At 39.9% G+C, this 12,684-nt stretch carries 11 protein-coding genes; 5 read left to right on the forward strand and 6 right to left on the reverse strand.

Annotated elements, in window-relative coordinates:
• Nucleotides 1-2: 2 nt before the first annotated feature.
• The 5 genes from H2245_RS00680 to H2245_RS00700 all read right to left on the reverse strand — a co-directional run bounded on the left by H2245_RS00680 (nt 3) and on the right by H2245_RS00700 (nt 3,374).
• A complete protein-coding gene (locus H2245_RS00680) occupies nt 3-617 on the reverse strand; it encodes a hypothetical protein (protein WP_182405100.1) in 615 nt (204 codons plus the stop codon).
• Between the two features lie 68 nt (nt 618-685).
• Entirely contained in the window at nt 686-1,339 is a 654-nt protein-coding gene (locus H2245_RS00685; protein ID WP_182405101.1) for a hypothetical protein, read from the reverse strand.
• Between the two features lie 288 nt (nt 1,340-1,627).
• Entirely contained in the window at nt 1,628-2,377 is a 750-nt protein-coding gene (locus H2245_RS00690) for a PhnD/SsuA/transferrin family substrate-binding protein (RefSeq protein ID WP_182405102.1), read from the reverse strand.
• Nucleotides 2,378-2,380: 3 nt separating this feature from the next.
• Nucleotides 2,381-2,875 carry a PAS domain-containing protein gene (locus H2245_RS00695; protein WP_182405103.1) on the reverse strand — a complete coding sequence of 165 codons (495 nt, stop codon included), beginning with the start codon at nt 2,873-2,875 and terminating at the stop codon, nt 2,381-2,383.
• A 136-nt stretch (nt 2,876-3,011) separates the two neighbouring features.
• Entirely contained in the window at nt 3,012-3,374 is a 363-nt protein-coding gene (locus H2245_RS00700; RefSeq protein WP_182405104.1) for a roadblock/LC7 domain-containing protein, read from the reverse strand.
• Nucleotides 3,375-4,025: 651 nt separating this feature from the next.
• Here H2245_RS00700 and gdhA point away from each other — a divergent pair.
• The 5 genes from gdhA (at nt 4,026) to H2245_RS00725 (ending at nt 11,644) form a co-directional block, all read left to right on the forward strand.
• On the forward strand, nt 4,026-5,372 hold the full coding sequence (gene gdhA / locus H2245_RS00705) for an NADP-specific glutamate dehydrogenase (RefSeq protein ID WP_182405105.1): 1,347 nt from the start codon (nt 4,026-4,028) through the stop codon (nt 5,370-5,372).
• A 742-nt stretch (nt 5,373-6,114) separates the two neighbouring features.
• A complete protein-coding gene (locus H2245_RS00710) occupies nt 6,115-7,854 on the forward strand; it encodes a glycosyltransferase family 2 protein (RefSeq protein ID WP_182405106.1) in 1,740 nt (579 codons plus the stop codon).
• A 64-nt stretch (nt 7,855-7,918) separates the two neighbouring features.
• Nucleotides 7,919-9,298: a glycosyltransferase gene (locus H2245_RS00715; protein WP_182405107.1), complete on the forward strand. Its 1,380-nt coding sequence runs from the start codon at nt 7,919-7,921 to the stop codon at nt 9,296-9,298.
• Nucleotides 9,299-9,319: 21 nt separating this feature from the next.
• A complete protein-coding gene (locus H2245_RS00720; RefSeq protein ID WP_182405108.1) occupies nt 9,320-10,603 on the forward strand; it encodes a hypothetical protein in 1,284 nt (427 codons plus the stop codon).
• 63 nt (nt 10,604-10,666) lie between these two features.
• The gene (locus tag H2245_RS00725; RefSeq protein ID WP_182405109.1) at nt 10,667-11,644 is read left to right on the forward strand and encodes a glycosyltransferase family 2 protein; all 978 of its coding nucleotides are present in this window, start codon (nt 10,667-10,669) and stop codon (nt 11,642-11,644) included.
• A gap of 11 nt (nt 11,645-11,655) precedes the next feature.
• Here the strand turns inward: H2245_RS00725 and H2245_RS00730 are convergent, their stop codons facing one another.
• Nucleotides 11,656-12,513, reverse strand: coding sequence for a hypothetical protein (locus tag H2245_RS00730; RefSeq protein WP_182405110.1), 858 nt, complete (start codon nt 12,511-12,513; stop codon nt 11,656-11,658).
• Nucleotides 12,514-12,684 lie beyond the last annotated feature (171 nt).

Below are 12,684 nucleotides of genomic sequence, written 5' to 3' on the forward strand. Positions count from 1 at the left end.
ATTTAATCCAGAAATTTCAATCCAGATGTTTTAATGCCCCAAATTAATTCAACAAAGGCACGATTGTTGGTTAACGGCTCGCCATCAATAATCAATGCGTAACCATCATTATCAATCCATAAAAATACAAAGCTGGTTTCAGGAATTAATAAATCCACTTGTTGGAAAAAAGAAATGGCTCGGCTACCGACTGACCAGCCGCGCTGCTTTTGACGCAGCATAAAGCCTGAAAAGTCAGCTGCCGCAACGCTGAGCATGTCCGCTTCTTCTTGACTATAACCAATCCGCGCCAAACAGAATCCATCATCTGAGGCAATTGCTGCGCGACGCTTACCCGATAGACTTGCTACTACATAAGGTAAAAACTGATCGAGTGGTAAGTTTGGAGCAGGTAGAAAGGTTGACAGTCTTTCAATAAATCCCTGCTCAACAAAACCATCTAGCCACAGTTCGGGATACTCCTCTAGCCATGTTGCCACTAGCATGGTCTCACGATGTGAGAGCAGGGCTTGTAATGCCAGTTGCATTGCAGTCGGTGCTTGCTGTGAAAATGCTTCAAATACGCCAGCTGGCGTTAGGGTAATATAGGTTTTATCAGCATTATCGAGAATGGACATAGAAGCTACCTTATTAAAATCTGAAAAATAACGTTAGTGATGACCTGTGTTGGTAACTTATCCTGACATTATTGAGCTTCAGGTATGGGCGTAGTACGTTCTTCATTGCTAACCGTGGTTTGTTCTAAGCGTTGCTGGCAGTCACTCCAACGCTCATCAAATAACCAATCACTTTTTCCTAAGCGAAACCAGACGATGGAGAAGGCAAGGCGATCATTACACGCCAAACAATGGGCAAAGAATTCATTTTCAATTTGCTTAATGGTTTGCCAGTTTTCATTATCGCGTGCTTCCATCAGCTCAGTAGTGATATTTTTGGCGACTTCCTTGGCATCATCACTACTGATACGCAAGCGGTGTGTATCGACATTCAGCGATGGAGTCACAAGGACACTCCAACGAGTGGCAAAAATACTGCTGTGCTTAATATAATCAAGTTTGTTAATACAATTGTGAAAAGCTTGTTCTATCTGTGGATGCAAGCGCCCTTGAATGCGCGCAAATATTTCTTCAACATTATAAGGGATATCGTACCAACAACCGTAAAAAAAGTCTGCCAAAGCGCCTTGTAAAGGCTCTTTTTCATTTAATAATAAGGCGGCGTTAATGCGTTGTTCATGGTAATAACGATTGTTTGGAACCACAAATACTTTACGGGAAAAGTAACGGAAGGCTTTGCGAGCGGCGAGCTCGCTTTCCTCAGTTACAGGTACATTGACCATAACGCTATCCCTTATTATTGAGTGAAAGATTATCTATTGAGTTATTACTGAGTGAGCTGTTATTAAGAAAACTGTTATTAAGTAAATTATTATAAAGTGGAGGCTGGCAAGAATGGAGCTATCTATTCAGAATATTTATTTAAATTGGGCAAGCTTATAAATATTAAAAAAGCAATTAGTAACCATAATAAGTATCCATGAAGATATCATTTATCAAATATTTTAAACGATTTATAAACTTCTATAGATACCTAAAAATGGCTAATTTTATCTTTTATGAGCCATCAACTAATTCAGCAAAGTTTCCATCAAATCTAACATAAACTCTCCATCTTCTTCACTCATTACCTCAAAGCCTTGAGGCATACCAAGCTCAGTTAACGCTGCTTTACCATCTTCATCGTTATGCAAATTAAGAATGGCATCCATGAGAATGTCGGTATCAGGAAAATCATCTTTAATAAGTAATACATGGCTAATATCTGCCAAATCGCTTTCAATAAGAACGGATAGTTGAGCCTTAGTAAGTCGTGAAAAGCTATGGAAAATTTCAGCCAAAAAGAAAGCGGCTTGAGATTCACCTTTGATAACTTGGCGTGCCGCTGCTTGATAAGTTTCGGTTACTGTCCAATTAAGATCGTTTTCTTCCAAATCAACCGCTTCTAGTAAGCGTAAACCAATGAGCTTAACGTCACGGTTATTTGCCATAGAAATGGTCGCGCCGACGGTCAAATCTTCCAAGCAATTGATATCGCTATTGGCAGCCGCCGCAATCACCATTTCATCAGATTTACCAATAGGACGGGCAACTGCTCGGTAGCCTTGTTCGCGGATAAGCGTTGTTGCATCAAAAGGATTGGCATAAATGACTTGAATGTTGCCTGCGCTAATCAGTTCTTCTTGCTCAGCATGTGAAGCGGGTATATTCAGGTGCATATTTAGATTGGCACGTTTTTGAATTAAGATATTAAACATATGCCAGCCTGCAAAACGCTCAGGCGAAAAATCAGGGGCGATTAACATATTATGCGTCGTCATGATTTAACCTTCCTCGTTCTGTTTCATTTCGGCATATTGAGCAATAGCGGCTTCAATTTTGCTACGTGATGGTTTACGGCGTACTGACGTGTAACCGACTGTTTTACCGTGTCGTACATTGGGCACGACAGTGGCGTAAACCCAATAATGACTGCCATCTTTGCACAAGTTTTTGACATAGCCATGCCACTTTTGCCCAGACTCAGCGGTTGCCCATAAATCTTTATAGGCGGCTTTTGGCATATCAGGATGGCGCAAAATAGACTGTGGCTGACCGATGAGCTCGTCAACACTGTAGCCGCTAATTTCTACAAAAGCATCATTAGCATGTGTAAGAATACCGTTCAAATCTGTTCGTGACACGATGAGTTTACCATCGGGATAAGGGCGCTCGATCCCTGAGTCGTAAACAGTACGCGAGGTTCCATCGTGATACGTTAACGTGATTTGCTCAGCGGGCATATCAGGCTTATTGGCATCAGAAAGTGGAGAACCCATGATAATCTCCTTTATCTATTTTAATAATCATTATTAGTTGATGTACATAACAATCAATGTGTTATCTCATCAATTAGAATCAGTTTTATATCGTTATTACTATACGCTTATTACTATAGAGCAGCTTAATTAGCCTTTAAATCAGCTTAGCAAGTGCTTCTGAAGCGCGCTTAATGTCCAAAAAGACCAGCCCCAGCTTAGCATTAGGCTTAGTCATAATGGTTAGTACCGCTTCATCACCTGAAGACGTCATGATGACCGAACCTTTTTCGCCTTGAATCATAATGCGATCGATACTTCCACGTGCCAACTCTTGACCTGCACGATCTCCCAAAGACAATAGGGCGGCTGACATAGCGCCTACCCTGTCTTCATCAACATTCGTAGGTAATGCAGATGCTATCATCAGACCGTCGGTTGAGATAAGAGCTGACGCTTCAACATCGGCTGATGAATTGTTTAAGTCTTCTAAGATTTGTTGAAATGAATCTGTACGCATATATGTCTCTATTGCTGAATGTTAAATGGATACAAACTAACTATTGATAATTTAGAAAGTTATATTTTCTTATGCACGTACAGTATAAAACCTTACTTCTTATATTGATATAAAATTATCTAATAATTTATAAAAACTACATTGAATATAGTAATTAGCTGTAAAATAGGGTGCATTACTTATTTTATTAAATTATTTAGATGCTGACTATTAACCTGCATCAACAATACGCGTTTTTGTATCAAGAAGTGTTTTACGAGATTTATAATTTTCACTATTTTTAAAAAAAACTATTGACTTTTTTGGTCAGAGCTGTAAATTAAATAGGCAGAGTCAAGCGTCCATTCATAAAATACCTTTCACATATTATTCATGACATTATTTATTGTAATGTTCTCATCTACCTATAAATTGTAGCCTAGATGGCAGTCTATAGTGACCTATTCACAACTATAGACTTTAGTATTGTGTGTCCGTCTATGGGTCAGTCAGCTCGCTTATATTCAAGTCAGCCGCCATAGATTCTGCATAAGCTCAACACTTGGCTGTTTAATACTGCACCGGTATTTGTCATATTGTAGTATATTGTCGTGCAATATGACCCGGATGCTATTCAGTACACCCACCTCGCTCCATCGCTAAGGAAGATATATGAGTATCAGTGAAGCCATCAAAAAAATTGAAGCCCAATATGCGCATCAGCCCGAATTCATTCAAGCCGTAAAAGAAGTCGCTATCACCATCAAGCCGTTGTACGAAGCTCATCCTGAATATGAAACTTTAAAAGTATTTGAACGTTTGGTAGAACCAGATCGCATGGTTTGCTTCCGAGTTAACTGGGAAAACGATAAAGGCGAGATTCAAATCAACCGTGGCTGGCGTGTCCAGTTTAACAACGCCTTAGGTCCTTACAAAGGCGGTTTACGATTTCACCCAACTGTAACGGAATCAGTGCTCAAATTCTTAGGTTTTGAGCAAATCTTTAAAAATGCCTTAACTGGTCTACCGATTGGTGGTGGTAAAGGTGGTTCTGATTTTGATCCTAAAGGCAAGACAGACTCTGAAATTCGCCGTTTTTGCTACGCCTTTATGCGTGAGCTGCATCACTATGTGAATAAAGACATTGACGTACCCGCCGGTGATATAGGTGTTGGTGGACGTGAAGTCAGCTATATGTATGCGATGTATAAAAACTTAACACGTGAATCGACAGGTGTCATTACGGGTAAAGGCGTTGGTTTCGGTGGTAGCTTGATGCGTACGGAAGCCACTGGTTACGGTGCAGTATACTTTTTAGAAAGCATGCTCACGGCTCAAAACGATAGTATCAAAGGTAAAAAAGTATTGGTATCAGGCGCGGGTAACGTATCCTTACATGCCGCTGAAAAAGCAAATATGATTGGTGGTATTGTCTTAACTGTATCCGATTCGCAAGGCACTTTGTATGATGAGAAAGGTCTCAATCAAGAAAAAATTGATTGGCTAAAAGCTCAGAAAGAACAAAGTAAACCGCTTGCTGAATATGTTAGTGTGTTTGGTGGTGAATGGTTAGCCGGTCAAAAGCCTTGGAGCGTGAAAGCAGATATCGCTATTCCATCAGCCACGCAGAACGAAGTGGATGAGGCAGATGCCAAGTTATTGGTAGATAATGGCGTAAAATATATCGTTGAAGGCGCGAACATGCCACTTACTGCAGAAGCGATTGACCATATCCGTCTACATCATGTGCATTATGCGCCAGGTAAAGCGGCGAATGCGGGCGGCGTTGCCGTCTCTGCGCTTGAGATGTCACAGAACTCTGTACGTCAGTATCAAACTTTTGAAGAAGTGGACGAACGCTTAAAATGTATTATGAAAGATATTCATGATAGCGCCGCAGCAGCTTCTGAAAAGTATGGTCAGACTGAAAACGGTTACATTGACTATATGGCGGGTGCCAATATGGTTGGCTTTAAACGAGTTGCTGATGCCTTGGTGGCTTACGGTATCTTAAACTAGAAATAGTATCTGGCTACATTGTACGTAGCTGAATGAATCACAGTAATATTTTTAGCAAATAGTTAACGAAATACCGCATTTGTCTTCAATAGGCAGATGCGGTATTTTTTTGGATTAAAAATGAAAATTTATAATAATCATCTATTATAAATAATTATCACAATCAATTTATTGTTTCTGTATTTAACGGTTATATACATTCCTCTTTTCTAGTCAGTTCCTACTATTTCCCTGTATTATTTTGCTGAATTTCTAACATTATTTCTAAATATTTTTCAAAATTTCATCAATAAGTCTCTTAGTTTTATCAGAATAATTAAAATTAAGTTTAGTAATATGAATTATCCCCAAGCTGTTTAAAAGACGTTAACTAAATTTTATTGGAGTATAAACCCTTAATAACTAACATTTTTTTACGGGCGTTACTTAGCGTTACATTTACAAGGTTTTATAGACACTTGTTAGGTAACAATTAATTCATCTTTTGTTTATCATATGCATGTCTCGCGTGTTAAATAACTTAAAAAATAATAATCTTGGAAAGTGATAAAAAGTATTAACGAATAAATTTAGTTAATAACACTAGTGCTGGTTTGCTCAATTATTTTTATTACCAGATGTCATTCTCTAAATAGAAACGGTCGACAATGCTTAAGGATAAGACATAATGATCGGTAAGGATATTTGTTTAAATGAAATAGGTCACAAAATCTCTGCACTATTTATGGTGAAACAGCTGAGAGTGAGATATGCCTTTAATGAATATATTTATGGTGAATGTTGCAATAAAAGTGATGCTAATGATGAGATAAACGATGGTAATAAAGACACTATGTTCCGTTTCACCGGTGATAATTCAAATATTATGGTAAAAGAAAGTTTCGAAGACATTCATTATGATAAGAAAGCGCTTAATTATTTATTGAATTCTAAGCAGGCTTTAAAAAATAATGAGGTTTATACAGATGATGCGATACGGTTAAGTTTTCAGCTGATGACTCGCGCTGAACCGGCAAAGATGGTGATTGAAACCATTAAAAGTTTAATTGCCATTAAAGCGGCTGACGATGAGATTTTGATTGTTGATAATAATCATACTGATGTGGATTTATATCAGCCACTAGCTGATTTCTGTGCAGCATTAGATACAAAGCTTAATGTGCACTTTTATCATATTGATGCCGTAGCAGGTTTTAAAGCGGGCGCATTAAATTTGGCATTAGGACTGATGAATCCGATGTGTACGCACATCGTGGTGGTTGATAGCGATTATCAAGCATTACAACATGCTAGAGCGTCGATTGCTGCTGCTATTCAGGAGTATCCGCACCATGCGTTATTACAGTTTCCGCAATTTTATCGTGATGCGGGTCGATTAGAGGTGCATGGTGAGTTAAATCATTATTTTAATTATCATTTATACCGTGATTTTAATCGCAAGCGGGCGCTATCTACGGGAACTTATGCTGTTATTCAACGTATGGCGTTAATAGAGTTGGGAGGGTGGTCTGGGGCATCAATTACAGAAGATGCACAGATGGGTGTGCTGATGCATCGTCAAGGTCTACAGACAGCATTTATTCCAAAAGTCATTGCCACAGGTCTACTGCCAAATACAGTTGGGGACTTGATGAGCCAGCGTCGCCGCTGGATATATGGCAATATGCAGGTACTAAATACTTACTTTTCTAATCACTCGCTACCGTTATCAAAGACATCTGCGCCAAACAGCTTTAGTCAGCGTTTAGGGTATATGCGTGCTCATTTATCTCAGCTTAGTGCATGGGTAAATATGACAGGTATATTTATTTTTCTCCATATCTGTACGCTACTGATAATAAGTGGCGCTATGCTTGCCAATTTTGATATAAATTTCCCGTTATTATTAACGCCTTTATATACGGTGTATGCTGGCTATACCTTATTTTTGGGTCGCCGGTTATGGGCATATTGCCATGACAATGCGCCATTGAATCAGCAGATGAATGGTTCTGATATGCCTTATTTCTATCAAAAACTACGAGCTTGGTTAATGCATTTAAACTTTTGGGAGCTAGGTGCATTGTCATGGTTGCCCGTACTCTGGGGGCGAGAAAAACCTTTTATTTGTACGCCAAAACAAGTGTATGTTCGTACGCGCCGTACGGTATGGACTGCGAATATCGCAGCGTTACCTAAGTTATTTTTTATCATTAATCTAATAACAGCATTAATGGCTGCGCCTTTTTCACCGCTTTATTCGCCACTCATTTTTGTTTGTGCTATAACGGTTTGTATGTTGAAACTATGGTCAGCCCAGATCATGTTGGCAAATTATGGGTATACCGAATCTAGCAATACTGTAACAGCGGACTTTGTTCATAATATTCATCTTGATATTAATAATAAGTCTACTCGTCAAGAACATTCGGTTCTTAATGATTCGGTTACCAGCCGTAAACTTTCAACTTCATTACAAGATAACCAAATCATTAACACTTAATCTTTAGAGTATTTTCGACCTCTATTTTTGCTGCCTAATTGCTGTATTTATTTTGGATTTTTTTATGTCATCGACTATATTTATGGATGTATTGAATAATAGTGTATCTGCGACTGATGTGACTGATATTGAACCGTCAGAGGGTGTTAGAGTAAAACCTCCTTCTAAAATTGCTTATGCACCATCAAAAAATCGTGGGCAGTCACATTCACTTCCACAACTACAACCACAATCATTATGCATTGCAATCATTGCTCATTGTTTATACCCGATTGCTGAGCCTTATGCTGGAGGTTTAGAGATGATTACCCAGCTCCTATGTAACGAGCTGGTTGCTCAAGGTCATGAAGTACTGCTTTATGCGCATGCGGATAGTCAAACCCAAGCCACGTTAATACCCTTTTTAACCCGGGAACAGTTTGATGCGATGGTTTATGACAATGAGCATGACTCCGTAGGAATGAGTCGTGAAGAGCTGTATCAGTATTTAGTTTATCAAGGGGCGCTGCGCGATATTATTGCTCGTGACGGACAAGGCGAGATTGACGTGGTACACAATCACAGCTTGCATCATATTCCAATGATGCTTGGGCAAGCGTTTGGCGCACGTTTTTTTACCACTTTTCATACGCCTATTTTCCCACAGCTGCGTTTGGCGTTATTGACGCTATGTCAAGGCACAACCACTCAATTTACGGCAATTAGTCAGCATCAGCAACAGTTATTTGCTGAGTTTGTACCGTCACATGTGATTTACAATGGTGTTGATGTGTCATCATTTATTGCTAATATCCAGCCTATTAATGATGAAGTTTATTTTTGGTACGGACGTATTTGCCCGGAAAAAGGCACTCATCTAGCCATGCAATATTGTCAGGCAGCGGGAAAGCGTTTAGTGATAGCAGGTCCTAAAAGTAATGAGGATTACTTTAATAAAGAAGTTTTTCCACTGTTGACTGAGGGTGGTGGGAATGGAAAACCAAAGTTATTTGAATATGTTGGGCATTTAAGCAAAGCTGAGATTAATGATTATTTGTGCCAGTCAACAGCGATGTTATTTACCAGCACTTGGGATGAGCCTTATGGACTAACATTGGCTGAAAGCTTGGCATGTGGTACACCTGTGATAGGATTTGATGGCGGTGCTAGCGCTGAAATTATCACGCCAGATACGGGTATTATGGTACCGAAAATGGATAAAGATGCTTTTGTGCAAGCATTTGCTGATATTAAGGGTATCTCACGTCAAGCATGTCGTCATCGAGCTGAGCTTTTTTGTTCGGTAGCAGCTATGGTAGACGGCTACCTAGAATTGTATAAACGTAGTTTAAATGACGAGGTAGTTTCTCAATATACGTGTGATACGTATGAAGCGCCTCAATCTGTTATCGCTCAGAAAAAGTCTTTGCGTGACTTATCTATTACCAACGCTTCTGCTTTTTAGAATATTGAGGACAGTATTTATATGCGTATTGGCTATTATGCTCATCATCATGGCTCAGGACATTGCCGACAAGCAGATAAATTAGCGGCATTATTACCGACTGAATGGCGGCAACAGTTGACCGTATTTACCAGTCTAGCACCTGATGCTTATACTTTTACTACCATAACTGATGCTCAAATTGTCCGCCTTAGCGCGGAAGATAAGCGGTTAGACGATGTATTAGCAGGACGGGCAGGGCAATATTGGCAGCCAAGCTGTCTCCATTATTCACCCGTTGGTAATCATGATATTCAGACCCGTAGCTGGCAAATCCTAGATACTATTCAGCAGCGCCAAATTGATCTGATGATTATTGATGTGAGTGTTGAAGTGGCAATGCTGTGCCGCGTGGCAAGCGTGCCTTATCTTTATGTTCGGCTTGCCGGTATCCGCGATGATATACCGCATAGTGCAGCTTTTGCCGGAGCATTGGGGTTATTAGCGCCTTATCCACAAGTTTTAGACGCAGCTATGACACCCGACTGGGTGCGCCAAAAAACCTTATATCTAGATTTCTTACCTTTTTCTCATAACGAACCATCAACTTACCTAGCATTTATTCAAATGTTGAAGACCAAAACGACTGACGAAGTGGCGCTGGCACGTTTGCAGAACGCATTACCATGGCTTGAGCAAAACTCCTCGGCTAATGGCATGAATCAGAGTACCGAGTCTATCTCAGCAAAATCGGCAAATAGAGCCAAGCTTAAAATTATTACTGTTATTAAAGGCTATGGCGGTCACGAAGCTATTGATGCAAAATTGCCAGCGCTACGGCGCGCATTGCCTGAGGCATTTATCATATCGCTTGGACCGATTGATGAAGATAAGCGCGCTTATGTCGATATGGCAGCTCACGTTTCAGATGTTACCCCTTTTATTGCATACAGCGATTGGTTACTCATGGCATGTGGACTTAACGGTATTGCACAGGTCTATAACTATGACACGCCACTTGTAGTGTTACCAGATAGTCGTCCGCATCAAGAGCAAGAGGTGATGGCAGAAGCGCTTATCGACCAAGGGCGCGCGGTCAGTTGGGAGCATTTTGTCAGGCAAATAGCAGAGGGGAAAGAGGAAGGCAGGTTATCAGCGTACAGTGGTAATAATTACGCAAATAATGGCAACAACGATAATGAAAATAGTCACAATCTTCACTCTCAAGCTCAGGATTTTATGAGTAGTCTCGCTACTTATACCTCACCTAAACTTTGGTTTCAAGAATGGTTATTACCCAAAATGAAAATATTGCCTGAAATTTAGAATAAAAATAATGAAAGAAAAATTAATAATATTAAAGAGATAAGATTGATAAAAGAGAAGATTATGACCATAGCAACAGACGAGCCAGCAGCAGGTCCTGTAATTGTTCCCGTAAGTGTCATTACCACCTGTTACGGGCGCAATCAGCATCTTTATAATTTGCTTGGCAGCTTAATGCATGGGAGCGTTCGTCCTGCTGAGGTTATCATTGTTAATGATGATGCTGATTCCGAGCAACTAAAAGCATTTTCTCTTAATATCATACAAATTCCTACTACGGCTGGCATGCAAATCAATAATGACAAGGGTCAGTCTGCTTTTGATATCGGGCGCAATCGCAATCTTGGTGCAGTGAGAGCAAACTATGACGCGCTGATATTTTTAGATGTAGATTGTATTATAGCGCCCACTTTTATCGAGCAGTTATACGCTAAGTTGCAATCTCATCCTGACGCTTTACTTATGGGGCAACCGCGTTATCTGCTGAGTCCTTTAGCAACTAATGAAAGTTATGAGTTGCAACAAGGCATCTTACCTGAATCGTATTTGAGTAATTTGTCGGTTTATAATCCGTATCGTTATAACTTTGAGTCGACTTGTTACGCAACCACCAAAAACGATATTGAACAAACCCAAGACTATGGGGCATTTTGGAGCTTATGCTTTGCGATTACCAAAGCTCAGTTTAATAAGATAGGTGGTTTTGATACGGGATATATAGGCTATGGCGCTGAAGATACTGATTTTGCTTTTATGGCACGAGAGTTGACTATCGATTTTTATTTAACAGCAGATATCATTTACCATCAACAGCACAGCGTCTATCGACCGCCACTTAATCACTTAGCCAGTATCATTATCAATGCCAATCGGTTTTATGAGAAATGGCAGCATTGGCCAATGGCAGGATGGCTTACTGACTTTGCCGATATGGGATTGATTGCATGGCAGCCTGAACAGACCAATGCAATTAATATTCTTCGTCAGCCAAGCGTTGCCGAAATTTCAGAAGCTCATTATCCTGATGCGCCTTTTGTTTAGGATGCTTATCGCTAATATTGACGAATAATCTGTACACCAGCTGGCGCTTTTGCCATCTCTTGACGTTCAAATGCCCAGTTGTGCCCTGACCAGAAATGCTCAGTCTTATTCTCGTCATTAAAGCCAACCATCAGCATCTCTAACGGAAAGACAGAATTTTGCAAACGCTGCACATGTATGCGCGCTGCCAAAAGCAGGCGGTATAATAAAAAACCTGATGACGAAGCAGATGAATGAATATCAGAAAAATAAGGGTAATCTGCGACGACCGGATGATGCTCTGAAAGCACACCGCACTGATTATTATCATGTAATAAATCTACCAATTCCTCTGGAATGGTTAAGGCTCGACTTTCAGTTACGGGCCCATCGTGCGCAGTTAAATCGTCATTTAGATGCGGAAATTGATAGGGCTGATTACTTAGTAATATTCCCAGTGGCGCACGTTTGCTCATCTCATAAATACCACTTAAATTGTTGCTTCTGGGCGGCAGACCGAAATGCAAATTACTATCACCGATTTGGCGAAAAAATAATAGTTTAGGCAGCTGGCTTATCAATGGATGCGTGGCAAAATAATCAGCGTGAACGAAATGATTAAACAATACCAGCAGGTCTGTTGATTCTAGTAAGGTATCAAGGTTTGAAGTATCTATAGAAGGGTTATTAGCAATACAAACAATACGCTTTTTTTGCATGAGAGCCGTTTGTATCACAGGAGGCAAGCTGTCAAAAGCGGTTTTTGCTTCAGAATAAATGATAAAGTCAGATGCAATGCTGTAGTCACTACTATTATTATCAGGTAACGCGTCTGCGATATTTAGTAGGTCATTGTTAAGTAAGATATTATTGAGTGAAGTATCTAGCATAAAGGATATGACTGACCTTATGAGTGTAAAGTGATAAGTAGATGTGAAATAAGGGAGCATATTATACCCATTGTTGGCTGAGATAATATGACTATCTATAGTATGCAGTATTTATCGTGAATGACTTGCAAACAGAGCAATCTTTTACGACACATTGATCATACATTACGC

It is taken from the genome of Psychrobacter sp. GP33 (assembly GCF_014119005.1).
GTDB lineage: Bacteria > Pseudomonadota > Gammaproteobacteria > Pseudomonadales > Moraxellaceae > Psychrobacter.